The sequence below is a fragment of the Streptomyces sp. TLI_55 genome, assembly GCF_900206255.1.
GTDB lineage: Bacteria > Actinomycetota > Actinomycetes > Streptomycetales > Streptomycetaceae > Streptomyces > Streptomyces aquilus.
Genome location: NZ_OAOJ01000001.1, coordinates 3,001,339 through 3,024,883, shown reverse-complemented (window position 1 = coordinate 3,024,883; position 23,545 = coordinate 3,001,339). Strand labels below are relative to the sequence as shown.

At 71.5% G+C, this 23,545-nt stretch carries 22 protein-coding genes; 14 read left to right on the top strand and 8 right to left on the bottom strand.

Going from position 1 to position 23,545, the window contains the following annotated elements; translation table 11 throughout:
• Window positions 1-333 precede the first annotated feature (333 nt).
• The 5 genes from leuA to CRP56_RS14040 all read left to right on the top strand — a co-directional run bounded on the left by leuA (window position 334) and on the right by CRP56_RS14040 (window position 7,255).
• Window positions 334-2,055 carry a 2-isopropylmalate synthase gene (leuA, locus tag CRP56_RS14060; RefSeq protein ID WP_097263908.1) on the top strand — a complete coding sequence of 574 codons (1,722 nt, stop codon included), beginning with the start codon at window positions 334-336 and terminating at the stop codon, window positions 2,053-2,055.
• Between the two features lie 287 nt (window positions 2,056-2,342).
• Window positions 2,343-3,038, top strand: coding sequence for a TerB family tellurite resistance protein (locus CRP56_RS14055; protein ID WP_097263906.1), 696 nt, complete (start codon window positions 2,343-2,345; stop codon window positions 3,036-3,038).
• A 160-nt stretch (window positions 3,039-3,198) separates the two neighbouring features.
• Window positions 3,199-5,286: an MMPL family transporter gene (locus tag CRP56_RS14050; protein WP_097263905.1), complete on the top strand. Its 2,088-nt coding sequence runs from the start codon at window positions 3,199-3,201 to the stop codon at window positions 5,284-5,286.
• A gap of 62 nt (window positions 5,287-5,348) precedes the next feature.
• Window positions 5,349-6,590, top strand: coding sequence for a sensor histidine kinase (locus CRP56_RS14045; RefSeq protein WP_257040779.1), 1,242 nt, complete (start codon window positions 5,349-5,351; stop codon window positions 6,588-6,590).
• A complete protein-coding gene (locus tag CRP56_RS14040; RefSeq protein WP_097263901.1) occupies window positions 6,587-7,255 on the top strand; it encodes a response regulator transcription factor in 669 nt (222 codons plus the stop codon). Before CRP56_RS14045 ends, CRP56_RS14040 begins: the two co-directional genes overlap by 4 nt.
• 5 nt (window positions 7,256-7,260) lie before the next feature.
• Here CRP56_RS14040 and CRP56_RS14035 read toward each other — a convergent pair whose 3' ends face one another.
• Together CRP56_RS14035 and CRP56_RS14030 are read right to left on the bottom strand one after the other, a co-directional pair.
• On the bottom strand, window positions 7,261-8,196 hold the full coding sequence (locus tag CRP56_RS14035; protein ID WP_097263899.1) for a dihydrodipicolinate synthase family protein: 936 nt from the start codon (window positions 8,194-8,196) through the stop codon (window positions 7,261-7,263).
• Window positions 8,197-8,217: 21 nt separating this feature from the next.
• Window positions 8,218-8,643 (bottom strand): ester cyclase, encoded by a 426-nt coding sequence (locus CRP56_RS14030; RefSeq protein ID WP_097263895.1) that lies wholly within the window; start codon window positions 8,641-8,643, stop codon window positions 8,218-8,220.
• A gap of 106 nt (window positions 8,644-8,749) precedes the next feature.
• Here CRP56_RS14030 and CRP56_RS14025 point away from each other — a divergent pair, with 106 nt between their 5' ends.
• A complete protein-coding gene (locus CRP56_RS14025) occupies window positions 8,750-9,433 on the top strand; it encodes a TetR/AcrR family transcriptional regulator (protein WP_257040774.1) in 684 nt (227 codons plus the stop codon).
• Complete coding sequence (locus CRP56_RS14020) at window positions 9,420-9,863, top strand: protein-tyrosine phosphatase family protein (RefSeq protein WP_097263893.1); 444 nt, start codon at window positions 9,420-9,422, stop codon at window positions 9,861-9,863. Before CRP56_RS14025 ends, CRP56_RS14020 begins: the two co-directional genes overlap by 14 nt.
• Here the strand turns inward: CRP56_RS14020 and bla are convergent.
• Window positions 9,847-10,668 carry a class A beta-lactamase gene (gene bla / locus CRP56_RS14015; RefSeq protein WP_097263890.1) on the bottom strand — a complete coding sequence of 274 codons (822 nt, stop codon included), beginning with the start codon at window positions 10,666-10,668 and terminating at the stop codon, window positions 9,847-9,849. The two genes, CRP56_RS14020 and bla, sit on opposite strands and share 17 nt — an antisense overlap.
• Before the next feature lie 184 nt (window positions 10,669-10,852).
• Here bla and CRP56_RS14010 point away from each other — a divergent pair, with 184 nt between their 5' ends.
• Complete coding sequence (locus CRP56_RS14010) at window positions 10,853-11,986, top strand: abortive phage infection protein (RefSeq protein ID WP_373559753.1); 1,134 nt, start codon at window positions 10,853-10,855, stop codon at window positions 11,984-11,986.
• Here the strand turns inward: CRP56_RS14010 and CRP56_RS14005 are convergent.
• A complete protein-coding gene (locus CRP56_RS14005; protein ID WP_097263885.1) occupies window positions 11,974-13,446 on the bottom strand; it encodes an alpha/beta hydrolase in 1,473 nt (490 codons plus the stop codon). The two genes, CRP56_RS14010 and CRP56_RS14005, sit on opposite strands and share 13 nt — an antisense overlap.
• Before the next feature lie 141 nt (window positions 13,447-13,587).
• On the opposite strand from CRP56_RS14005, the gene CRP56_RS14000 reads away from it, so the two are divergent.
• From CRP56_RS14000 to CRP56_RS13975, 6 genes are all read left to right on the top strand, one after another.
• Complete coding sequence (locus CRP56_RS14000) at window positions 13,588-16,188, top strand: DUF6185 family protein (RefSeq protein ID WP_097263883.1); 2,601 nt, start codon at window positions 13,588-13,590, stop codon at window positions 16,186-16,188.
• Between the two features lie 226 nt (window positions 16,189-16,414).
• Window positions 16,415-16,630 carry a hypothetical protein gene (locus CRP56_RS13995; protein ID WP_097263882.1) on the top strand — a complete coding sequence of 72 codons (216 nt, stop codon included), beginning with the start codon at window positions 16,415-16,417 and terminating at the stop codon, window positions 16,628-16,630.
• 98 nt (window positions 16,631-16,728) lie between these two features.
• Window positions 16,729-17,475, top strand: coding sequence for a DNA repair protein RecO (gene recO / locus CRP56_RS13990; RefSeq protein WP_059191671.1), 747 nt, complete (start codon window positions 16,729-16,731; stop codon window positions 17,473-17,475).
• 21 nt (window positions 17,476-17,496) lie between these two features.
• The gene (locus CRP56_RS13985; RefSeq protein WP_097263881.1) at window positions 17,497-18,336 is read left to right on the top strand and encodes an isoprenyl transferase; all 840 of its coding nucleotides are present in this window, start codon (window positions 17,497-17,499) and stop codon (window positions 18,334-18,336) included.
• A gap of 60 nt (window positions 18,337-18,396) precedes the next feature.
• Window positions 18,397-19,740, top strand: a complete 1,344-nt coding sequence (locus CRP56_RS13980; protein WP_097263879.1) for a histidine-type phosphatase — start codon at window positions 18,397-18,399, stop codon at window positions 19,738-19,740.
• A gap of 24 nt (window positions 19,741-19,764) precedes the next feature.
• Complete coding sequence (locus CRP56_RS13975; RefSeq protein ID WP_097263878.1) at window positions 19,765-20,298, top strand: YcxB family protein; 534 nt, start codon at window positions 19,765-19,767, stop codon at window positions 20,296-20,298.
• A 10-nt stretch (window positions 20,299-20,308) separates the two neighbouring features.
• On the opposite strand, the gene CRP56_RS13970 is transcribed toward CRP56_RS13975, so the two are convergent.
• The 4 genes from CRP56_RS13970 to CRP56_RS13955 form a co-directional block, all read right to left on the bottom strand.
• Window positions 20,309-20,728, bottom strand: a complete 420-nt coding sequence (locus CRP56_RS13970; protein WP_097263875.1) for a Fur family transcriptional regulator — start codon at window positions 20,726-20,728, stop codon at window positions 20,309-20,311.
• 62 nt (window positions 20,729-20,790) lie between these two features.
• Complete coding sequence (locus CRP56_RS13965) at window positions 20,791-21,693, bottom strand: metal ABC transporter permease (protein WP_097263873.1); 903 nt, start codon at window positions 21,691-21,693, stop codon at window positions 20,791-20,793.
• Window positions 21,693-22,466 carry a metal ABC transporter ATP-binding protein gene (locus tag CRP56_RS13960; RefSeq protein ID WP_097263871.1) on the bottom strand — a complete coding sequence of 258 codons (774 nt, stop codon included), beginning with the start codon at window positions 22,464-22,466 and terminating at the stop codon, window positions 21,693-21,695. The genes CRP56_RS13965 and CRP56_RS13960 overlap by 1 nt, the downstream gene beginning before the upstream one ends.
• On the bottom strand, window positions 22,463-23,419 hold the full coding sequence (locus CRP56_RS13955) for a metal ABC transporter substrate-binding protein (protein WP_097263870.1): 957 nt from the start codon (window positions 23,417-23,419) through the stop codon (window positions 22,463-22,465). The genes CRP56_RS13960 and CRP56_RS13955 overlap by 4 nt, the downstream gene beginning before the upstream one ends.
• Window positions 23,420-23,545 lie beyond the last annotated feature (126 nt).

Sequence of the window (23,545 nt, the reverse complement as noted above, 5' to 3'; positions counted from 1 at the left end):
TTGCACTGCGTCATTCCGGTGTCACTACCCGCAACCATGATTGGTGAAATATGCGGACAGGGAGCGGCACACTCCGTGACGAAGTGCTATGGCCAAGTGGCGTGGCGCACTTTTTGTCCGGTTCCCTGGTCATTCGTCCACCGGGTCCCGCATGCTGATACAGCGCCCCGCATCCGAACCGGCTCGGCTAGCATGCTTCGCATCATGCGTTTCGGGCTGCTTCTCCTTAGCTGCCGCGGCGAGGGCCTGTAATCCAGGTCGACTCCCTCCCCGCGGAGCTTGGCGTTGCGTCGTCGGCCGTCCTTCCGGACACCCTGAGGAGCCCGAGTCATCATGGCGAACCGCCAGCAGCCCAGCAGCATGCCGATCCACAAGTACGGCCAGTACGACCAGGTCGACATCCCGGACCGCACGTGGCCGGACAACCGGATCACCGTCGCCCCCCGCTGGCTCTCCACCGATCTGCGTGACGGCAACCAGGCCCTGATCGACCCCATGTCGCCCGAGCGCAAGCGCCGGATGTTCGACCAGCTGGTCAAGATGGGCTACAAGGAGATCGAGGTCGGCTTCCCGGCCTCCGGCCAGACGGACTTCGATTTCGTACGCTCGATCATCGAGGAGCCGGGCGCGATCCCGGACGACGTCACCATCTCCGTACTGACCCAGGCCCGCGAGGACCTGATCGAGCGGACCGTCGAGTCCCTGAAGGGCGCCAAGCGCGCGACCGTCCACCTGTACAACGCCACGGCTCCCGTCTTCCGCCGGGTCGTCTTCCGCGGCTCCAAGGACGACATCAAGCAGATCGCCGTCGACGGCACCCGCCTGGTCATGGAGTACGCGGAGAAGCTGCTGGGCCCGGAGACGGAATTCGGCTACCAGTACTCGCCCGAGATCTTCACCGACACCGAGCTGGACTTCGCCCTGGAGGTCTGCGAGGCGGTCATGGACGTCTACCAGCCGGGCCCGGGCCGCGAGATCATCCTCAACCTGCCCGCCACGGTGGAGCGTTCGACGCCGTCCACGCACGCGGACCGCTTCGAGTGGATGCACCGCAACCTGTCCCGCCGCGAGTACGTCTGCATCTCCGTCCACCCGCACAACGACCGCGGTACGGCCGTCGCCGCCGCCGAGCTGGCGCTGATGGCCGGCGCCGACCGCGTCGAGGGCTGTCTGTTCGGACAGGGCGAGCGCACCGGCAACGTCGACCTGGTGACCCTGGGCATGAACCTGTTCTCGCAGGGCGTCGACCCGCAGATCGACTTCTCCGACATCGACGAGATCCGTCGCGTGTGGGAGTACTGCAACCAGATGGAGGTCCACCCGCGCCACCCGTACGTGGGCGACCTGGTCTACACGTCCTTCTCCGGCTCCCACCAGGACGCCATCAAGAAGGGCTTCGACGCGATGGAGGCCGACGCGGCGGCGCGCGGGGTCACGGTCGACGACATCGAGTGGGCGGTGCCTTACCTGCCGATCGACCCGAAGGACGTGGGTCGTTCGTACGAGGCGGTCATCCGCGTCAACTCGCAGTCCGGCAAGGGCGGTATCGCGTACGTCCTGAAGAACGACCACAAGCTGGACCTGCCGCGCCGGATGCAGATCGAGTTCTCGAAGATCATCCAGGCCAAGACGGACGCCGAGGGCGGCGAGGTCACGGGCTCGGACATCTGGGCGACCTTCCAGGACGAGTACCTGCCGAACCCCGAGAACCCGTGGGGCCGTATCCAGGTCAAGAACGGGCAGTCGACCACCGACACGGACGGCGTGGACACGCTGAAGGTGGAGGCCACGGTCGATGGTGTCGACACCGTGCTGACCGGTACCGGCAACGGTCCGATCTCGGCCTTCTTCGACGCGCTGGCCAAGGTCGACATCGACGCACGGCTGCTGGACTACCAGGAGCACACGATGAGTGAGGGTGCGTCCGCGCAGGCCGCGTCGTACATCGAATGTGCGATCGACGGCAAGGTTCTGTGGGGGATCGGGATCGATGCGAACACGACACGTGCGTCGCTGAAGGCGGTTGTGTCTGCTGTTAACAGGGCTGCGCGCTAAGAGGGTGCCGCGCGGGATTGGGTTGCGGCTGCGGCGCCGTCGTGGCTGGTCGCGCCCCGCGGCGGAGCCGCAAATGTCACAGCCCTGCGCCCCTGAAAGCCTTCACCCCGCCCGGCGCTGACAGGTCCCGCCCGCTGTGGTCCAGCGGGCGGGGCCCGGTCGTTTCCGGCCATCTCGCTGTGGAGGTCACGGAAAGGTCTCGTCCAGGGTGCTGACTGGGGGTCTCCGATGTGGCTAACATCACGCCAGCGCGGCGATGTTGCCGTGCGGTTACGCGGAGGTGTGACGTGCTGCCAGGACGGGGACGAAACGACCGTGTCGTCAGGCCTGCGCGCATGCTGGGCACGCGTACCGCATGGACGCCCGTGGGCGACGGGGAGTTCTTCTGCCCCGGCTGCGGCGGGGACCGCAACTACCAGCGGCTGACCGGCCGCCGCCGCTTCACCCTCCTCGGCGTCCCGGTGCTGCCGCGCGGCGAGACCGGGCCGGTCGTGGAATGCGCCGCCTGCTGCCGTCACTTCGGGACCGACGTCCTCGATCACCCCACCACCACCCGCTTCTCCGCGATGCTCCGCGACGCCGTCCACACCGTCGCCCTCGCGGTCCTCGCCGCGGGCGGCATCTGTTCGCGTACGGCGCTGGAGGCGGCCGCCGCCACGGTCCGCGCAGCCGGGTTCGACGACTGCACGGAGGACCAGCTCGGCGCGCTGGTGGAGGCGCTGGCCGCCGACACCGGGCGGGTCTTCGGCGAGCCCTGCGGGGCGGGGCTGGCGATAGAGCTGCACGAGGCGCTGGATCCGCTGGCACCGCATCTGGCACCGGCCGGGCGGGAGTCGATCCTGCTCCAGGGGGCGCGGATCGCGCTGGCCGACGGGCCCTACACCCCCGCCGAGCGCGATGCGCTGGCCACGGTCGGCGCCGCTCTCACCATCTGCGCCGACGACGTCACGCGGCTGCTGGCCGCGGCGCGGACACCGTCGTAGGACCCTCGTCACTCGTTTCTCGTTACTCCCCAGGGAGTAATCGGGGGCTTGTGCCGCCCTGCGTAGTAGTCCCCAACTCGCCCTTCCGCGCGACGAATCCGCCCTCGGCCGCCGGGAGTCTGGACACGACCCAGACATCCGACCGGAGGGAGGCCCGTCGATGGGGGCCGCAAGGACATCCGCACGACGGCGGCGTGCCGTGCCCTGGGTGATGCTCGGGCTGTGGATCGCCGTGCTGGCGATCGCCTCGCCGTTCGCCTCGAAGCTCGCCGACGTCCAGCACGACCGGGCCGTCGACTACCTGCCCGGCAGCGCCGACTCGACGCAGGTCGCCAAGATCCAGGACCGGCTGCCCGGTGGCGAGGCCACCGAGATGGTCGTCGTCTACCACCGCGACAGCGGACTGACCGCGGCCGACAAGGCGACCGCCGCCCGGCAGATCGAGCGGATCGCCGGCGCGCACCAGCTCACCGGCACCCCGCGGGGCGTCCCGTCCAAGGACGGCACCACCCTGATGTACCCGGTGGCGAGCACCGAGCCGGGCACCGACGAGAAGGCGCGCGACGCGCTGGTCAACGACGTACGGGACATCGCGCACGACGACGGCGGGATGAGCGTCGACGTGGGCGGCCCGGGGGCGCTGCAGACCGACGCCGCCGAGGTGTACAACGCGCTCGGCGGGCCGCTGCTCTACACCACGGCCGGGGTCGTCGCGCTGCTGCTGATCCTGATCTACCGCAGCCCGGTCCTGTGGCTGGTGCCGCTCGCCGTCGCCGGCCTCGCCGACTACCTGTCGACGGGCGTGGCGTACGGCCTCCACCAGGCGTTCGGCACCGCCGTGACCGGCGCCAGCACCGGCATCATGACGATCCTCGTGTTCGGCGCGGGTACGGACTACGCGCTGCTGCTCGTCTCCCGGTACCGCGAGGAGCTGCGGCGCTTCGAGCGGCCGTACGACGCGATGGCCGCCGCGCTCAGGGGCTGCGGCCCGGCGGTGCTGGCGTCCTCCGGCACGGTCGCGGCGGGGCTGCTGTGCCTGCTCGCCGCCGACCTCAACTCCAGCCGCGGCATGGGCCCGCTCGGCACGGTCGGCATCCTGTGCGCGCTGGCCGCGATGCTGACCCTGTTGCCCGCGGTGCTCGTGCTGCTCGGCCGCCGCGTCTTCTGGCCGCTCGTACCGCGCTACGGCAGCACCCCCAAGGCCCGCCGGTCCCTGTTCGCGGCGATGGGCAGCTCCGCCGAGCGGCGCCCCCTGGCCGTGCTCGCCTCCGGCGCGGTCCTGCTGGGCGCGCTGGCGCTCGGGACGCTGAACCTGCCCGGCGCGCTCAAGCAGGAGGACTCCTTCACCACCAAGCCCGACGCGGTCGCCGCCATGGAAACCCTGGCCAAGGCCTACCCCGAGCAGGGCACCCAGCCGCTCACCGTCCTCGCCCCCACCGGCAAGGCCGACGCCGTGCTCGGCGAGGTCCGGGGCACCCGGGGGGTCGCCTCGGCGGAGCGCGGGCGCAGCGGGGACGGCTGGACGGAGATCTCGGTCGCCACGACCTCCGCACCCCAGTCGGCGGGCGAGACGGCGACCATCGAGGCCCTGCGCGACCGCCTCGACGACTCGCTGGTCGGCGGGGCCAGCGCCCAGCAGCTCGACCTCGCCGACACCAACGCCCGCGACCGCATGATCGTCGTACCGCTCGTCCTCGTCTCCGTCCTGCTGATCCTGATCGCGCTGCTGCGGTCGGTGGTCGCGCCGCTGATCCTGGTCGGCGCGGTGGTCGCGGTGTGGGGGGCGGCGCTCGGCATCGGCGGGCTGGTCTTCGGGCCGGTGTTCGGCTTCGAGGGCACGGACCCGGGGCTCGGCCTGCTGTCCTTCGTCTTCCTGGTGGCGCTCGGCGTCGACTACGGCATCTTCTTGATGCACCGGATGCGGGAGGAGTCGCTGAAGGGCACCGAACCGGTGGCGGCGGCGCTGACCGCGCTGCGCACGACCGGCGGCGTCATCGCCTCCGCCGGGATGGTCCTCGCCGCGACCTTCGCGGTGCTCACCAACATGCCGCTGGTCAGCCTCGTCGAGCTCGGCTTCGTCATCGCCGTCGGCGTTCTGCTCGACACCTTCCTGGTCCGCACCTACCTGGTGACCAGCGCCGCAGTCGCGCTGCGCCGGAAGGTGTGGTGGCCGGGCGCCCTGTCCCGCGAGCCCGAGCCGCCGGCCCCGCCGAAGGAGCCGGAGCCCGTGGCGGCGGTGACGCACTGAACGGAACCGACCGGCGCCCCTCCTCTCCCGGAGGGGCGCCGTCCCGTCGGAGGATGACCCCCATGCACCTCACCACCACCCCGGTGCGGCCCCGCCTCGGCGAACGCGTCACGGCGACGCTCACCCGCGACCCCAGGACCGCGCCGCACGCCACCCGCAACGACGCGGTGCTGGCGGCCGTGCTCGCCGCCGTCGCCGCGGTCCTCGCGGCCTTCACCGACACGCTCCGCCACCCGGACGCGCTGGGCTGGACCCTGCTCCTCGCCGCCCATGTGCCGCTGGTGTGGCGCAGGCGGCGGCCGCTGCTGGTGCTCGCCGCGGTGGTGGTGCTCGTCATCCCATACCACGCCCTCGACAACAACCACGGCGCGCCCGTCCCCGCCTCGCTCGTCGCGCTCTACACGGTCACCGTCACCCAGCGCCCGGCCCGCTCGATCCTGGTCGGCGCCGCGGGCCTCGCCGTCTCCCTGACCGTGATGCTCACCTTCGGCGACCACAAACAGGCCTCCGACCTGGTGCGCACCTACGGCTGGGTGCTGGCCGTCCTCTTCATCGGCATCGACGTCCGCTACTACCGCCAGTACGTCGCCTCCCTCGTCGAACGCGCCGAACGGGCCGAACGCACCCGTGAGGAGGAGGCGCGGCGCCGGGTCGCGGAGGAGCGCCTGCGGATCGCCCGCGACCTGCACGACCTCCTCGCCCACACCATCACCCTGATCGGCGTCCAGACCTCGGTGGCCGCGCACGTCCTGGCCGCCGACCCCGAGCGCCTGGACCGGGAGACGATCGCCAAGGCCCTCAACGACATCGCCGACACCTGCCGCACCGCCCGCGGTGAGTTGCGTACGACCCTGGAGGTGCTGCGCGAACAGGGCGCCGTCGCCGGGGAGACGCGCGGCCCGCTGCCCGGCCTCGACGGCGTCCCCGACCTGGTGGAGGCGGCCCGGCTGGCGGGGGCGCGGGTCACCCAGACGGTACGAACCGGCGACACCCCGCCCGCCGTGGGGGCAGCGGCCTATCGCATAGTCCAGGAGGCCCTGACGAACGCGGTACGGCACGCGGGGGCGGAGCCGGTGGTACGGGTCGAGGTCTACGAGGAGCAGGGCGCCCTGCGGCTCGCGGTCACGGACGACGGGACGGGGGACCCGGGTTCCGCTCCCGGTGAGGGCGGATTCGGGCTGGTCGGGATGCGAGAGAGGGCCCGCAGCGTGGGTGGCACACTCGACGCGGGGCCGCGGGCCGGGGGCGGTTTCGAGGTGACGGCGGTGCTGCCGCTCAGGGGTGCTCTGGAGGGGGCCGGATGACGATCCGCGTACTGCTTGCGGACGACCAGACGCTCGTACGGGCCGCGTTCGCGATGCTCGTCGAGTCGGCGGGGGACATGGAGGTCGTGGGCGAGGCCGGCACCGGCCGGGAGGCGGTGGAACTGGCCCGGGGCACGCGTGCCGACCTGATCGTGATGGACATCCGGATGCCGGACCTCGACGGCATCGAGGCGACCCGGCTGATCGCCGCGGACCCCGACCTGACCGGGGTGAAGGTGCTGGTCCTCACGACGTACGACACGGACGAGAACATCGTGGAGGCGCTCAGGGCGGGGGCGTCCGGGTTCCTGGTGAAGGACACGCGGCCGGCGGAGATGCTGGAGGCGATCCGGACGGTGGCGGCGGGGGAGTCGCTGCTGTCACCGGGTCCGACGGCGCGGTTGATCGCGCGCTTGCTGAGCAGCCCGACGGCGACCACTCCGGTGACGGGCGGCCCGGAGTGCCTGTCCGAGCGGGAGCGGGAGGTGCTGACGCTGGTGGGGCGGGGGCTCAACAACGCGGAGATCGGCGAGGTGTTGGGGCTGAGCCCGCTGACCGCGAAGACCCATGTCAGCCGGATCATGGGGAAGCTGGGGGCGCGGGACCGGGCGCAGTTGGTGATCGTGGCCTACGAGTCCGGGATGGTGACGCCCGGGGGTGTGTAGGCGCATTACAGCAGCCCCGCCCCCGCCAGGAACTTCCCCACCTCCGCGACCTCCGCCTCCGACAACCCCACCTGAGGCTCGGCCGTGGCAGGGCATGCGATGACCCCGCGGAGGTACAGCGCGGCCTTGAACGCCCCCAGGGCCGCCGAGGATTCCCCCATCCGCCCGAGGTCCCCGGTCCGCACCATGCCGAACAGGCCGCACAGCCGGTCCTGTTCGGTGCGGGCCGCGGCCCAGTCCCCGGCGCGGCACAGCTGGTACAGGCGGACGTAACCCTCGGGGTCCACGTTCGCCAGGCCCGGTACCGCGCCGTGGGCGCCCGCCGCGAGTGCCGAGTCGACGAGCAGTTCGGAACCCGTGAGGGCAGCGAAGCCGCCGAGGTCGGAGTGGCCCCGCAGGCCCCGCAGGACGTCGCGGAAGCCCGCCAGGTCGCCGCTGGAGTCCTTCAGGCCCGCCAGCACCCCCTCCGCCGCCAGCTCCAGCACCAGCTCCGCCGGGAGTTTCGTGTGGACGCCGCTCGGGAGGTCGTAGGCGATGACCGGGAGGTCGGTCGACGCCGCGAGGAGGCGGTAGTGGCGGGCGATCTCCGCCGGGTGGGTGCGGGTGTAGAAGGGTGCCGTGGCCACCACCGCGTCCGCGCCCGCCGCCGTCACCGCCCGGACGTGCTCCCGCACCCGCGGCGTCGTCATGTCGATGACCCCGGCCAGCACGGGCAGCCGCCCGCCCACATGACCCGTCACCGCCCGCACCACCAACTCCCGCTGCCTGTCCGTGAGGTACGCCGCCTCCGACGACGTACCGAGCACGAACAGGCCGTGCACCCCCGCCTCCAGCAGGTGGTCGACCAGGCGGAGCAGCGACGGGACGTCCACCTCGCCGTCCGGCGTCAGCGGGGTGCAGACGGGTGGTACGACGCCGGTCAGCGGGGCGGGGACGGTCATCGAGGCTCCCTGTCGTCGGTCCTACACGGGCGGCGCGGTCAGCTGGGCCGCGATCGCCGCGCCGTCCAGCCACACGTTCTCGCGGGAGATCTTCCCCTCCTTGAACTCGAAGACATGCAGCATCCGGAAGGTGATCCGGCGGTTGTTGCCCGGGATGCCCATGAACTGGCCGGTGACCACGGCGGTGATGAAGTCCTCGGTGATCGCCGCGTCGTCGGCGTAGTACGTGTGGGTGCGCTCCGCCTTCTCCACGCGGAGGTCCTTCACCAGCTGGTGGTAGCGGTCCAGTGCGGCGTCGACGCCGTGGATCGGGTCGCCCGGGAAGCCGACGACGTCGTGCTCGACGTCCTCGGTGTAGACGGAGACCGCGCGCTGCGGGTCGCCGTTCTCCTCGGCCAGCATGTGCGTCCCGATCAGTACTTCCATTTCGGCGGGTGTGGTGCCCATGGGGCACCCCCTCTCGCTCATGCCGCGGCCCTCGTGGCCACGGCCCCCGTTGATGAGACAGTGCTACCGTAATGAGAAGAGTTTCTCACTACAAGAGGGGATTCGCATGACGGAGGGGCGCACCGGAAGCGCGACCGGCGCGACCGGAGGGCTTGCGCGCGGTGGGGTGTCCGAAGGGCGACGCAACCAGAAGCTGCGCACGCGCCGGGCGCTCGTCGACGCCGCCGTCACCCTGGTCCGCGAGGGCAGGCCGGTCACCATCGCCGACGCCGCCGAGGTCGCGCAGGTGTCCGTCGCCACCGCCTACCGGTACTTCTCGCACCCGCGTGACCTGCTGCGCGAGACCCAGAGCACGGCCCTCGGCTTCGAGGCCCTCGCCGATCTGCCGGACGACCCCGCCGAACGGGTCGACCAGCTCGTCTCCCGCGTCGCCGACCTCCAGCTCGGCGACGAGGCGGTGTGGCGAGCCGTGCTGCGCTCCTCCCTGGAGCGCTGGACCCCGTCCGACGCCGGTGCGCCCGAGGACGCCGACGACAGCACCCCCATCCGCAACCGGTTCCGCCTCGACCTCTCCCGCACCGCCCTCGAACCCCTCGCCGGCACCCTCCCGCCCGACCTCCACCGGCGCCTCCTCATGGCCGTCACCCTCGTCTACGGCGTCGAGGCCCTCATCACCACCCGCGATGTCTGCGAACTCGACCCCGCGGAGGCCAAGGACGTGATGCGCTGGGCGGCGGGCGCGCTGCTGGAGGCGGCGCTGAGAGAGGCGGAGGGCGATGACCGAGGCTGAGTGGGGCCAGGACGACACCGGCGTGATGCGGCTGCCGTCCGGTCGGCTGGTCCGGGGGCGCGGCCTGCGGCACGCCCTCCCACCGGGGGCGCCGACCCCCTCGTACGGCCTCTATCTCCTCGGTCACCGGCCGCCGGCCGTCCCCTGGGAGTCGCGTTGGCTGCGCTGGCCCGACTTCCGGCTGCCCGCCGATCGCGCGGACGCCCGCGACGCGCTCACCGAGGTGTGGGAGCGGGCCGCGGGCGAGCGCGTCGAGGTCGCCTGCGGAGGCGGTCGCGGGCGTACGGGGACGGCGCTGGCGTGTCTGGCCGTACTGGACGGCGTACCGCCGGGTGAGGCCGTCGCGTACGTCCGTGCGCACTACCACCGGGGCGCGGTGGAGACACCGTGGCAGCGGCGCTATGTGCGGCGGTTCAGGGCCTTGCCGTGAGGGTGTCCGCCAGCAGGGCCGCCGTGTCGCGGATCAGTACGTCGTCCCGGGCGGCGTCCTGCGCGGGCTTGGTCGTCAGGACGGCCAGCAGCAGCGGGGTGCCGTCCTCGGTCCAGGCGATGCCGACGTTGTTGTTGGTGCCGTAGGAACCGCCGCCCGTCTTGTCGGCGACCGTCCAGGCCGGCGGCAGACCGGCGCGCAGGCGGGTGCCGCTCGTGGTGTTGCTCCGCAGCCAGTGCGTGAGCAGGGCGCGGTCGGGACCGTCGAGGGCGTCACCGAGGACCAGTCGGCCGTACGTCCGGCCGATCGCGTACGGGCTCGTCGTGTCCGTGATCCGCCAGGGCTCGGCAGAGTTGAGCTCCGTCTCCCAGCGGTCCAGGCGGGTCACCCGGTCGCCGAGGGAGCGGGCGAAGCGGGTGATGGCGGTGGGGCCGCCGAGTTCGCGCAGCAGCAGGTTGCCGGCGCCGTTGTCGCTGAAGGTGATGGCCACCTCGGCGAGTTCGGCCACCGTCATGCCGTCGGCGAGGTGCTCCCGCGTCTTGTCGGAGCCCTCCTTCGGCAGGTCGGCGTCCGTGTAGTGGATACGGCGGGACAGGAACTCGCCGTCGCGGTCGAGGTCGCGCAGCACGGCGGCGGACGCGAGCGTCTTGAACAGCGAGCACATCGGGAAGAGTTCGCGGGCGCGGTGCCGGACGGTGCGGCCGGTGGCGAGGTTTCGGGCGAACACGCCCAGGCGGGCCCCGTGTTGAGCCTCCAGCTCGCGCAGGCCCTTGGGCGTGGAGGCGTGGGCGGGTGCGCTGGTCATGAGGGCGGTGGCGGTGGCGGCGGTCAGGAGGGTTCGGCGGGTTAAGATCGCGCTCTCCTTCGGTCGGTGGGTGATTGCCGATCTTCGTAGTGATCGACGCCGTACGTCATTCCTTGGTTGCGGGCTCGTAGACCATCGGCGGACGGCGGTGCGGGTGCGGGCCCGCCACAGTGGCCGTATGGAGATGACCAGGAAGACCGAGGGGATCAGCCGGGCGCGGTTTCTGACGGGGGCGGCGGCGATCGGGGTCGCGCTGCCCTCGGGGGCCGCCGCGGCGGTCGAGAAGGGCCCGGCCCGCAGCGGACTGACCCGCCGCGGCGTCGTCTACACCGTCGGCGCGGGGGAGACGCCGGCCACCGCCTGGAGCAGCGCCCGGATGCGGCGTGACCTCCGCGCCGTCCGCGACGACCTGCACGCGAACACCGTCGACGTCACCGGCGACGGCGTCGAACGCCTCACCGCGACCGCCGCCGAGGCCGCCGAACTCGGTCTGCACGTCTGGCTCCAGCCGACCCTCGGTGACGTCCCGGAGCGGGACATCCTCGAACACCTCGCGGAGACGGGCCGGTTCGCGGAGCGGCTGCGCCGGCAGGGGGCGAGCGTCGATTTCAGCGTGGGCTGCGAGTTCTGGCTGTTCGTGCCCGGGATCATCCCCGGGGACGACGTGTTCGAGCGCATCGCCCACCTCCAGAGCGGGAACCTCGACCGGCCCGCGATGCAGCGCCGGCTCGCCCGCTTCACCGCGAAGGCGGCGCGGCTCGGCCGCAGGGTCTTCCACGGCAGCCTCAGCTACGCCTCCGCCCCGGAGATCGACCAGGTCGACTGGGACCTCTTCGACATCGTCGGCGTCGACTACTACTCGTACTTCCCCCGACGCTCCGCCTATGTACGGGAGTTGAGGCAGTACCTGCGCCACGGCAAGCCCCTCGCCATCACCGAGTTCGGCACCTGCGCCTACCGTGGCGCCCCTGAGACGGGCGGCATGGGCTGGGACATCGTCGACCACCGCAAGACGCCGGAGGAGATCAAGGACCCGGTCCCGGTCCGCAGCGAGCGCACCCAAGCCGCTTATCTCGCCGACCTGTTGGACGTCTTCGAGTCGATGAACCTCTACGCGGCGATGGTCTTCGAGTTCCTCACCGCGGACGCCCCGCACCGCCCCGGCGACCCGCGCCACGACCTCGACCTGGCGAGCTACGGCATCGCCAAGGCGATCCAGGACCGCCCCGGCGACCCGGACTCGCCCTGGCACTGGGAGCCGAAGGCGGCGTTCCACGCCGTGGCCCGGGCCTACGGGAAGGCGGGTCAGCGGCAGTAGAGGTCGGCGGCGGGGCGCCTGCCCGTGGCCAGGAAGCGGGTCACCGCCGCGTCCCCGCAGGCGTTGCCGTTGTCGAGGTAGGCGTCATGGCCCGTGGAGTTCACGGTCACCATGACCGCCCGCCGTCCGAGCGCCGTACGGAGCTTCAGGGCGCCGCCCACGGGGGTGGCGACGTCCCGTTCGTTCTGTACGAGGAGGATGGTGGACGGCCCTCGGTCGGTGATCCGTACCGGCGGCTCCTGGGGCGCCCAGGGCCAGGCCGCGCAGACCATCGCGTTGCGGGGCATGCCGGCGGTGAGCGGGAACTTGGCGCGGCTCTCCTCGACTCCCTTGCGGTACACGGCCGTTGAGGTCGGCCAGGCCACGTCGTTGCAGAGCGTCCCGGCGCCCACGGCGGAGACGTTCTGGAGGACGGCGTCGGGCGGCGAGGCCGGCGCGGGCGGCACCGTGCCCTTCTCGGCGGCCAGCATCAGCTGCGCGAGCGCGGGGAAGTCGTCGGGGTCGTAGAGGCTGCTCAGCATGGCCTGGCGCAGCATGTTGCCGTTCAGCTCGGCCGGGTTGGCGCCGGGCCAGGGGAGGGGCTCGCGGTCCAGGCGCGCCGCGAGAGCCAGGAACTTGGGGCGCACCTCGGCGGCCGTTGTGGCGACGCGGTACGGATTGCCGGGCGCGGCGGCCCACCGGGCGAACTCGGGGAAGGTGTCCTCGACGCCCTGCTCGTGCCCGGCGAGCCAGGCGCGGGCCACCCGGGTGGGGTCGGGGTCGTCGTTGCTGTCCAGCACGAACCGGTCGGTGCGGCCCGGGAACATCTCGGCGTAGACGGCGCCCACGTACGTCCCGTACGACACTCCCCACGCGGAGATCCGCCGCTCGCCCAGCGCGGCCCGCAGCCGGTCCAGGTCGCGGGCCTCGTTGCGGGTGCTGAGGTGCTTGAGCAGCTCACCGCCGTTGCGCTCGCAGGCCTCGGCCATCCGCCGGGCGGTGGCCATGTTCGCGTCCACGGAGCCGTCCGCGGCGGGCCAGGGGCGTGACGCGGTCAGCGCGAGGTCGCCGCGGTCCAGTCCGCAGTCGACGGAGGTGGAGGGCGCGAGCCCGCGCGGCGCGAAGCCGATCAGGTCGTAGGCGTCGCGCACCTCCTGCGGCAGCTTCTGCCCTTTCCCGGAAGGGTCGTTGAGACTCGACCCGCCGGGCCCACCGGGGATCAGGAACAGCGCCCCGCGCCGGGCGGCGGGTTTCTCGCTGACGATCCGCGAGACGGCGATCCCGATGCGCGGACCATCGGGATGGGCGTAGTCCATGGGCACGTCGAGCAAGGCACACTGCTGACGCGGATCGAGCCCGCCGCCCGCGCACTTACCCCACTCCAGGGCGGGCGCGGCGGAGGCGGTGAGGGGCGTGAGAGCCCCGAGGACGATCCCGGAGGCGACGGCGATCTGGACGAGATTCCTGGTCAGCTGCTTCATGCCGTAGAGCCTTCCGGATCTTCACGCCCGCCCCCATCCGGCCAACTGCCTTGTCCCCACGGGGGTTTACCCCAGTGATCAGCTACCGGCAGTGCCACCCCGCGCTTGCGGGTATACATGGAGGCGGGGAGGGGACGGGGGATGCGTAAGTTTCTGCTGCCGGTGTTCGTGCTGGGGCTGATCATGCTGTTCGTGTCGGCCGGGGCCGGGACGGCGTCGGCCGAGGAGGCGGACCCGTGCGAGTCCCGGGCGCTGCGGGACGCCGAGGTGACCAGCTCGGTGCGGATCAAGCACGACGGCGAGGACTACACACGCGCCGAGGCCGACATGATCGTGGAGGTGCCGAAGTCCTGGCCGCTCTCCGACGATCTGCTGCTCAACGGGGACGCGGCGGCCTACCGGGCAGCGATGCGGTGTCTGGTGCACGACACCTACGACGACTACCCGTACCGCGACACCGAGTGGCGGCCCTGGCCGCCCCGGGTGACGGTCGGCGCGAAGACCATCACGGTGAAGTACCGGGCCGTCAGCTCCGTGGACAGCCTGACCGACCGCTGGTTCGGCCCCTGGCGCATCACACCGGGCAAGCGGCTGTGGACGCTCTCCCTGGAACGCCCGCCGGCGCTCGCGCAGTCCTGGTGGCGGGAGATCTCCGTCGACCTCGGCAACCGCGGCGCGCGGGACATCTGGCCGATGCCCACCAAGGGCTCGGCGAACGAACTGACCTGGACCTGGGCCAAGTCCGACATGCCGATGCCGGCGCTGTGGGTGCGGATGCAGCCGCCGGCCACCAAGGCACTGGCCCTGCGCTGGGAGGAAGGCGCCCCCTGGTATCTGGTGCGGTCGGTCACCTGGGTCTCCTGGGACCTCGCCCTGTTTCCCGTGGCCCTCTTGCTGGTCCGGCGGCTGTCCCGGTCCCCGGCCCCGACCCTCCGGACTCCCGCGGAGGCGGCCACCCGGCGCAACCTGCTCCTGTGGGTCTGGCTGATGTTCGTCATGTCGCTGCTCTTCGAGCTGGCGGACGATCTGCCCCGGCTGTCCACCTGGTGGGACAGCCATCGCGTCGCCTGGAACCTCGTGCTCGGCGTGGTTTTCGGCATCGTGCCGTCCCTGTTCGGCAGGCCCCAGGTCGCCGCCCGGGTGGCCGTCGCGGTGGCCGGCGTGTATCCCCTCGTGGTGGCGGTACGCCCCGGTTGGTTCGGGCTGCCCGGTGGCTTCTGGCTCGACCAGGCGATCACCGACGAGGTCCTGCGGGCGCAGCGGACGGGCGGGTTCTGGTGGCTCGCCCTCGCCTGCGTCTGTATCGCCTTCGTATGGATGGTCGGCGGGGTGTCGGCGCTCCGGCGGATCAGGGCGGGAGCGGAGATCCAGAACACCGGGACGCCGCCGCGGGGCACCCTCCCCCGGTGGGTCCTGCCGGTCTGCGCGGTCGGCGCGGTGGTCCTGCCCGCCCTGACCCTGTGGGCCACACACAACACCTGGTCCCAGACCACCTGGCTGAGCACCCGGGACGACTTCTGGGAGCTGTGGCGCTTCGTCTACCGCTACAACCAACTGGCCTGGTTCCCCTCCGACCTGTCCCTCTGGTGGTTCGTGACAGTGTGCTGGTGGTACGGCCTGACCGCGGCGCTCCTCGCGGTCCTCGCCGCCCGCGCGGCCGCTCCCCACGACGACCCGGTCGCTCCCGAGGGGACGACGCTCCTCGTCCTCGCCCTCTTCTCCTTCCAGTTCGTCTGGCCCACCCCGGGCTGGTACGTCGGCCTGTGGCTGTCGCCCATCACCGTGCCGGTCACCCTGCTCACCGGCTTCCTGTTGCTCGCTCTCGGCCGGCGCCGTGCGGTGCTGTGGCAGAAGCCGCTGCCGAACCAGCCGGACAAAATGCTGCGGCACGCGATTCGGGAGTCCGACCGGAGCTGGCTCATCGAGTCCGCCCGCACCTATCGGGACCTCCACTCGCGGCTGCGCCGGCTGGAGCAGGGCGACCCGGAGGGCAAGCGGCAGCAGATGGAACAGGATCTCGACGCCCTGCACCACTGGAACCCACCCGGTGCCACCGCCCCGTTCGCCGGCGTCCGGCTGCCCGAGTCGGTGGACGTCGTGGAACTCGCCCTCGCCTGGGGGCCGCGCGCGACCTGGTGGCAGAACGCCTGCCGCGCCGCCCTGCTCACCGCCCTGATCGCTCTGCCCGCCAATGCCGTCTCGTTCTGGGCGAACAACATCCGGGGGTCGCTGTGGGACAGCGTGACCAGGGACGAGCTCGGCATCGTCGGCCTACTCGCCAACGCGGCCGGCCTGGAACTCTGGGCAGCCGCCCTCGGCTTCGTCCTCGGTGCGCTGTGGCGCGTGCTGCCCGGCCGCCGCGGCCCCGCCAAGGCCCTGGGCCTGTTCCTGGTGTACGCCGTCCCCGTCGCCGCCCACTGGATCCTCACCCGGGCGACCGGCCAGGCCTTCGGCACCTGGGCCCTCGATCTGGCGCTGACCCTGTTCGTCCTCACCGTGACGGGCGTGGTCATGGACATCGACACATTCCGTCAGGAGGGCATCTACTGGCCTACCAAGGCGTCCCTGCTGTTGTCGATCTACCAGCTGCGGACGGCCTCGGTGCAACTGGCGTTCCTCGTCGCCCAGGTAGTGGCCCTCGTCGGCCTCTGGCAGCAGCTGAAGGGCAACGACCCCATGATCCTCATCCAGCCGGGCGAGGCCACCGACAAGTCGGGTGGCCCCGACGCCTCGAACCCCTGATCCGCACCGGCGGCGCACAGACTCCTGCCGAGTGTAGGGAAACCGGCTCGGCCCGGAGAGGTGAAGCGTGAAATCCGGGGGAGCCGGGGAGGGACGTGGAGGAACATCATGCGGCGTGCCGCGTCGGAGAAGTGAGGGAGCCGGTGAAGGAACTGCGGGCGGCGTCGGAGAAGCTCCGGGGCGAACCGGTAGGTGGGGCGCGCGACGCACGCTGTCCGGTGTCTCGATGAGGGTCCCCGTCGGCAGTCACGTCGTGGACACCCGCACCGGACGGCTCGGCATCGTCATGGGGCACGAGGGCCCCTACCTCCAGCTCAGACCCTACGGCGGCGGCAAGGAGTGGGACGTCGCGCCCGACGCCGTACGGTACGCGACCCCGGCCGAGCGGCTCAGCGCGGCGACCGCGTACGCCAACGCCCGCAGCCGGGGTGAGGGGCCGTGACCGCCCTGTCGTAGGGTGCGGGTCCGCGTGAGTACGCCGACACCATCAGCCACCCCGACCGGGCCCGCCGACCCCTCGACGTACGGGACAATGACCCCATGAGCCTTTTCCGGGACGACGGCATCGTCCTGCGGACGCAGAAGCTCGGAGAAGCGGACCGCATCATCACCCTCCTCACCCGGGGCCACGGGCGCGTGCGGGCCGTCGCGCGGGGTGTGCGGCGGACCAAGTCCAAGTTCGGGGCGCGACTCGAACCCTTCTCCCATGTCGACGTGCAGTTCTTCGCGCGCGGCAGCGAGCTGATCGGGCGCGGGCTGCCGCTGTGCACGCAGAGCGAGACCATCGCCGCCTACGGCAGCGGGATCGTCTCCGACTACGCCCGCTACACCGCCGGCACCGCGATGCTGGAGACCGCCGAGCGGTTCACCGATCACGAGGGCGAACCCGCCGTACAGCAGTATCTGCTGCTCGTCGGGGCGCTGCGGACGCTGGCCAATGGCGAGCATGCCCCGCATCTCGTCCTCGACGCCTTCCTGCTGCGCTCCCTCGCCGTCAACGGCTACGCCCCCAGCTTCGGCGACTGCGCGAAATGCGGGCTCCCCGGGCCGAACCGGTTCTTCTCCGTCGGCGCCGGAGGCTCCGTCTGCGTGGACTGCCGGGTGCCCGGCAGCGTCGTACCCTCTCCGCAGACCCTGGAACTCCTCGGCGCGCTGCTTACGGGAGACTGGGGGACAGCGGACGCGTGCGAGCCGCGGTACGTCCGGGAGGGCAGCGGACTGGTCTCCGCCTACCTGCACTGGCATCTGGAACGCGGGCTGCGCTCGCTGCGTTACGTAGAGAAGTAAGCCGGAGAGGAACGAAGCAACATGGTCGTACGTGGTTTCCTGGGGCGCCAGCGCCGCGAGTACAGGACGCCCGAGCCCCACCCCTCCGGCGCCCGCCCGCCGAAGCTCCCCGGCGAGCTCGTCCCGAACCACGTGGCGATCGTCATGGACGGCAACGGCCGCTGGGCGAAGGAGCGCGGGCTGCCCCGCACCGAGGGCCACAAGGTCGGCGCCGAGCGCGTCCTCGACGTCCTCCAGGGCGCCATCGAGATGGGCGTCGAGGCCATCTCGCTGTACGCCTTCTCCACCGAGAACTGGAAGCGCTCGCCCGACGAGGTCCGCTTCCTCATGAACTTCAACCGGGACTTCATCCGGAAGACGAGGGACCAGCTCGACGAGCTCGGGATCCGGGTCCGCTGGGTGGGCCGGATGCCCAAGCTGTGGAAGTCGGTCGCCAAGGAGCTCCAGGTCGCCCAGGAGCAGACCAAGGGCAACGACAAGCTGACGCTGTACTTCTGCATGAACTACGGCGGCCGGGCCGAGATCGCGGACGCCGCGCAGGCGCTCGCGGAGGATGTGAAGGCGGGCCGGCTCGACCCCTCCAAGGTCAATGAGAAGACCCTCGCCAAGTACCTCTACTACCCGGACATGCCGGACGTGGACCTGTTCCTGCGGCCCAGCGGCGAGCAGCGCACCTCCAATTACCTGCTGTGGCAGAGCGCGTACGCCGAGATGGTCTTCCAGGACGTCCTGTGGCCCGACTTCGACCGCCGCGACCTGTGGCGGGCCTGCGTCGAGTACGCCTCCCGCGACCGCCGCTTCGGCGGCGCCCTGCCCAACGAGGAGCTGCTGGCGATGGAGGGCAAGCAGACCGCTCCCTGATCGGGGACATGGCCATGTCGCGGCCACTCGGCGTTCACGGGGGTCGCGCACGATCCGGCCATGAAGGTCACGCACCGCGTTCTCCCCGCCGCCCTCGCCCTGGGCACCCTGCTGGTCGCGGCCCTGCCCGCGCAGGCCGCGCACCAGCCCGCCCACGCCACGAGCTACGGCACCAAGGCCCCGTACGCCCCGGCGCAGAGCGCGCACTCCTACCAGCGCCCGCCCGCCGGCTTCACCCCGGTCTTCACGGAGAACGTCTCCCGGCACGGCTCCCGTGCCGCCTCCGACAGCGAGGACGGCGATCTCGTCCTCGCGCTGTGGGACAAGGCCGAGACCGCGGGCCAACTCACCCGGAAGGGCAAGGAGTTCGGCCCCACGGTGCGCGCCCTCCAGGCCGCCATGGCGAAGGTCGGCTACGGCAACCTCAGCGCGCGCGGCAAGCAGGAGATGCGGGACACCGCGGCGCGCATGCAGCGGCGGCTGCCCTCCCTCTTCGCGCGGATCGCCGCCGACGGAGAGAAGATCGACGTCGTCAGCTCCGGGCAGGGCCGCGCCATCGACAGCGCGAACGAGTACGCCGGTGAGCTCGCCGCGACCGACCCGGCCCTGAAGCCGCTGATCGGCGCGACCCGCACCGACAAGGACCTGCTCTACTTCCACAAGGCCGCCGGCGGCGCCGCCTACCGCGACTACATCGACCACGACCAGCGGCTCGCCGCGACCCTGAAGGCGATCACCGACCAGCCCCGCACCCACGAGGCCGCCCGCAACGTCCTGCGCCGCCTCTTCACGGCCGCCTTCGTCGAGCAGCTCAGCGCCGCCGACCAGGTCGCCGCCGCCCAGGCCGTCTACAACCTCTACGCCATCGCCCCCGCGATGAGCGAGGAGAGCCCGGACGGCAAGGGCTGGGGCATGCAGCGGTACATTTCGCGCTCGGACGCCGCCTGGTTCGGCTATTTCTCCGACGCCGAGGACTTCTACGAGAAGGGTCCCGGCTTCGCGGACAGCGACATCACGTACAAGATGGCCGACGTCCTGCTCGACGACTTCTTCCAGCAGGTCGAGGCGGAGCGGGCGGGGACCAGCACGCTCGGCGCCGAACTCCGCTTCTCCCACGCCGAGGAGATCATCCCGCTGGCCGCGCTGATGGGCCTGCCGGGCAGCACCCAGCCGGTCACCGCGCAGCAGCCGTACACGTACGCCACCAACCCGTGGCGCGGCGCCTCGGTCTCGCCGCTCGGCGCGAACATCCAGTGGGACGTCTTCCGCAAGGGCGACCGCTGGCTGGTGCGGATGCTCTACAACGAGAAGGAGACCGCGTTCAAGACGGGCTGCGAGCCGGTCGCGAAGGGCAGCACGTTCTACGACCTGGACGAACTGGAGAGGTGCTTCGGCCGTGCGTAGGCGGTGGGCGTACGATCCCGCCTCATGGTCATGAACATGGGGCGGGACGCCGAACAGGGCGTGGTCGAGCTGGCGTACCAGCCGGTCGTCGGGGACTACGCGGGGGCGCTGCGGGAGCGCCGGCGCTTCAATCGTGCGGGGCGGCTCCAGAAGGTGGCGCTGGTACTGATCGCGCTCGCCTGGGTGCTGAACCTCGCGACTGCGGTGAGCGGCGGGGACTCCCACCCGTTTCTGCTGATCTGGATGCCCCTGACGGTGGCGCTGGTGCTGTGCCAGCCCTGGTTGACGGCCCGCCAGGTGTTCAAGGCCGCCGCCCGCAACGGGGTCTACCGGGCGACGGTGTCGGACGCGGGCCTGACGGTGGTCACCGAGCACAGCTCGACCTCGGTGGGCTTCGCGGCCCAGCCGCGCTACCGGGAGACCAAGGAGCTGTTCGTCCTGTACAGCGACGACAAGAACGCCACCTGCTTCACGGTGCTGCCCAAGCGGGGCGTCGCGGACCCCGCCGACGTGGACCGGTTGCGCGGGATCCTCGACCGGAACCTGAGCCGGGTCTGACGCGCTGGGGTCAGCCGGCGGAGGCCGCCGCGCAGTCCGCGCACGTGCCGAAGATCTCCACCGTGTGCGCCACGTTGACGTAGCCGTGCTCCGCCGCGATGGCCTCGGCCCACTTCTCCACCGCCGGGCCCTCGACCTCCACTGCCTTGCCGCAGACGCGGCAGACGAGGTGGTGGTGATGGTCGCCGGTGGAGCAGCGGCGGTAGACGGACTCGCCGTCGGAGGTGCGCAGGACGTCGACCTCACCGGCGTCGGCGAGGTTCTGGAGCGTGCGGTAGACCGTGGTCAGGCCGACCGAGTCGCCCTTGTGCTTGAGCATGTCGTGGAGCTCCTGCGCGCTGCGGAACTCGTCGACCTCGTCCAGGGCCGCCGCCACGGCAGCCCGCTGCCGGGTCGAACGGCCCTTCACGGGCGGTCCAGCGGTCGTCACCGGTTGCCTCCTCACACCTTCTGCGTCTGCCGGGCCATTGTGCCAGCCCGCGCAGTGCCCAGTCAGACGCCTACCTTTCCCTCGCCAGCCCGACTGGCCGGAATCACACACTCCGCCGGGTCCCCGGCGGTCCGCGCGGCCGCTGCCGCTCGCGCCCGGCGGCGGGCCAGCGGGGTGGCCAGGGCCGTGGTCAGGATGAATGCCGCGATGGTCAGCAGGACGATCGTCGCGCCGGGCGGGACGTCCTGGTAGTACGACGTGGCGGTGCCGCTGATGGTGACCGTGACGCCGATGGCCACGGCGATCGCGAAGGTCGCGGCGAAACTGCGGCTGAGCTGCTGCGCCGCCGCCACCGGGACGACCATGAGGGCCGAGACCAGCAGGAGGCCCACCACCCGCATGGCGACCGTGACGGTCACGGCCGCGGTGATCGCCGTCAGCAGGTTCAGGGCGCGCACCGGCAGTCCCGTGACCCGCGCGAACTCCTCGTCCTGGCTGACCGCGAAGAGCTGGCGGCGCAGACCCAGGGTGACCAGCACCACGAAGGCCGCGAGCAGACAGATCGCCGTCACGTCCGACTGCGACACCGTCGACAGCGAGCCGAAGAGGTACGAGGTGAGGTTGGCGTTGGAGCCGGTGGGCGCGAGGTTGATGAACATCACGCCGCCGGCCATGCCGCCGTAGAAGAGCATCGCGAGGGCGATGTCGCCGCGGGTCTTGCCGTACCAGCGGATCAGCTCCATGAGCACCGCGCCGAGGACGGAGACGAGGGTCGCCATCCACACCGGCGAGGTGTTCAGCAGGAAGCCGAGGCCGACGCCGGTCATGGCCACATGGCCGATGCCGTCGCCCATGAGGGCCTGGCGGCGCTGGACGAGGTAGATGCCCACGGCCGGGGCGGTGATGCCGACCAGGACGGCGGCGAGCAGGGCCCGCTGCATGAAGGCGTAGTCGAGGATCTCCATCAGCTCAGCAGTCCCGTGTGGATCGGCTCGTGGGGGTGGACGTGGTCGTGGCCGGGGAGCGCGTGCTGGCCGACCGCCTTCGGGGGCGGTCCGTCGTGCAGGACACAGCCGTCGCGGAGCACGACCGCGCGGTCGATCAGGGGCTCCAGGGGGCCCAGTTCGTGCAGCACCAGCAGGACCGTCGTACCGGCCGCGACCTGCTCCTCCAGGGTGTGCGCGAGCACCTCCTGGCTGGCCAGGTCGACGCCCGCCATCGGCTCGTCCATGATCAGCAGTTCGGGTTCGGCGGCGAGCGCGCGGGCGATCAGCACGCGCTGGTGCTGGCCGCCGGACAGCGCGTCCACCGAGTCCTTCGCACGGTCCGCCATGCCGACCAGCTCCAGGGCCCGGCGCACGGCCTCGCGGTCGGACTTGCGCAGCACGCCGAAGCGGGCGCGGGACAGACGGCCCGAGGAGACGACCTCGGTGACCGTCGCCGGGACGCCGCCCGCGGCGGTGGTGCGCTGCGGGACGTAGCCGACGCGCGCCCAGTCCTTGAACGCCTTGCGGGGGGTGCCGAACAGGCGTATCTCGCCCGCGGCGAGCGGCACTTGGCCGATGATGCTGCGCACGGCCGTCGACTTGCCGGAACCGTTGGCGCCGAGCAGCGCGACGACCTCACCGCGGTTCACGGTGAGGTCGATGCCGCGCAGCACGGGCCGCGAGCCCAGGTCGGCGCGGACGCCGCGCAGGGAGATGACGGGCTCGGACACGAACTCCTCCGGGTGGGTCATTTGGCGCCTAGCGCGCTCTGCAGCGCCTTGAGGTTGGACTCCATGACCTGGAAGTAGTCGTCGCCCTTGGACTTGGACGTGATGCCCTCGATCGGGTCGAGGACGTCCGTCCTGAGGTTCGCGTCGGAGGCGATGGTCTTCGCGGTCTTGTCGCTGACGAGCGTCTCGTAGAACACGGTGGTGACGCCGTCGGCCTTGGCCATCTTCTCAAGGTCCTTGACGCGGTTGGCGCTGGGCTCCGACTCGGGGTCGAGGCCGTTGATGGCCTCCTCGGTCAGGCCGTAGCGCTCGGCGAGGTAGCCGAAGGCGGCGTGGGTGGTGATGAACACCTTGGTCTTGGTGTTCTTCAGCCCGGCCTCGAACCGGGTGTTGAGGCCGGCGAGCTTCTTCACCAGGGCCGCGGTGTTCTTCTTGTAGTCGGCCGCGTGGTCCGGGTCGGCCTTCTCGAAGGCCTTGCCGACGCCCTCCGCGACCTGGGCGTAGCGCACCGGGTCGAGCCAGATGTGGGGGTCGAGGCCGGCCAGTTCCTCGTTCGCGTGGTCGTCGTGCTCGGCCGCGTGGCCGCCGACCTCGTTGCCGTGCTTCTCCAGCGTGGTGAGGGAGGCGGCGTCGATCTTGGTCTTGACCTCGGACTGGGCCACCGCGTCGTCGACGGAGGGCTGGAGGTTCTTGAGGTAGAGCACCGCGTCGGACTCCTGGAGCTGCGCGGTCTGCTTGGCGCTGATCTCCAGGTCGTGAGGCTCCTGGCCGGGCTCGGTGAGGCTGGTGACGTGCACGTGGTCCCCGCCGATCTGCTCGGCGAGGTAGGCCATCGGATAGAACGAGGCGACGACGTCGAACTTGTCCGTGTTGCCGGCCGCGCTCGCGCCGGAGCACGCGGAGAGGGTCCCGAGACCGAGGGCGGAGACGGCCGCGATGACGGTCCCGGATATGTGCTGTCGTCGTACGTTCATGACAGTCATTTTCAACAAATATGGAAACCGTTGTCAACAAAGCTGGGTAAGGGGCCGGTGAGAGGGGTGGAGGCCCGGACCGATTTGATACCGGGGGTGTCGGCGCCGGTAACCTGAGTCATTCGC

Bases quoted from the DNA above. Each gene is read 5' to 3' on its own strand.
- leuA (WP_097263908.1), top strand. From the start codon at position 334: ATGGCGAACCGCCAGCAGCCCAGCAGCATGCCGATCCACAAGTACGGC.
- CRP56_RS14050 (WP_097263905.1), top strand. From the start codon at position 3,199: ATGGGGGCCGCAAGGACATCCGCACGACGGCGGCGTGCCGTGCCCTGG.
- CRP56_RS14045 (WP_257040779.1), top strand. From the start codon at position 5,349: ATGCACCTCACCACCACCCCGGTGCGGCCCCGCCTCGGCGAACGCGTC.
- CRP56_RS14040 (WP_097263901.1), top strand. From the start codon at position 6,587: ATGACGATCCGCGTACTGCTTGCGGACGACCAGACGCTCGTACGGGCC.
- CRP56_RS14035 (WP_097263899.1), bottom strand. From the start codon at position 8,196: ATGACCGTCCCCGCCCCGCTGACCGGCGTCGTACCACCCGTCTGCACC.
- CRP56_RS14030 (WP_097263895.1), bottom strand. From the start codon at position 8,643: ATGGGCACCACACCCGCCGAAATGGAAGTACTGATCGGGACGCACATG.
- CRP56_RS14025 (WP_257040774.1), top strand. From the start codon at position 8,750: ATGACGGAGGGGCGCACCGGAAGCGCGACCGGCGCGACCGGAGGGCTT.
- CRP56_RS14020 (WP_097263893.1), top strand. From the start codon at position 9,420: ATGACCGAGGCTGAGTGGGGCCAGGACGACACCGGCGTGATGCGGCTG.
- bla (WP_097263890.1), bottom strand. From the start codon at position 10,668: ATGACCAGCGCACCCGCCCACGCCTCCACGCCCAAGGGCCTGCGCGAG.
- CRP56_RS14010 (WP_373559753.1), top strand. From the start codon at position 10,853: ATGACCAGGAAGACCGAGGGGATCAGCCGGGCGCGGTTTCTGACGGGG.
- CRP56_RS14005 (WP_097263885.1), bottom strand. From the start codon at position 13,446: ATGAAGCAGCTGACCAGGAATCTCGTCCAGATCGCCGTCGCCTCCGGG.
- CRP56_RS14000 (WP_097263883.1), top strand. From the start codon at position 13,588: ATGCGTAAGTTTCTGCTGCCGGTGTTCGTGCTGGGGCTGATCATGCTG.
- CRP56_RS13995 (WP_097263882.1), top strand. From the start codon at position 16,415: ATGAGGGTCCCCGTCGGCAGTCACGTCGTGGACACCCGCACCGGACGG.
- recO (WP_059191671.1), top strand. From the start codon at position 16,729: ATGAGCCTTTTCCGGGACGACGGCATCGTCCTGCGGACGCAGAAGCTC.
- CRP56_RS13985 (WP_097263881.1), top strand. From the start codon at position 17,497: ATGGTCGTACGTGGTTTCCTGGGGCGCCAGCGCCGCGAGTACAGGACG.
- CRP56_RS13980 (WP_097263879.1), top strand. From the start codon at position 18,397: ATGAAGGTCACGCACCGCGTTCTCCCCGCCGCCCTCGCCCTGGGCACC.
- CRP56_RS13975 (WP_097263878.1), top strand. From the start codon at position 19,765: ATGGTCATGAACATGGGGCGGGACGCCGAACAGGGCGTGGTCGAGCTG.
- CRP56_RS13965 (WP_097263873.1), bottom strand. From the start codon at position 21,693: ATGGAGATCCTCGACTACGCCTTCATGCAGCGGGCCCTGCTCGCCGCC.
- CRP56_RS13960 (WP_097263871.1), bottom strand. From the start codon at position 22,466: ATGACCCACCCGGAGGAGTTCGTGTCCGAGCCCGTCATCTCCCTGCGC.
- CRP56_RS13955 (WP_097263870.1), bottom strand. From the start codon at position 23,419: ATGAACGTACGACGACAGCACATATCCGGGACCGTCATCGCGGCCGTC.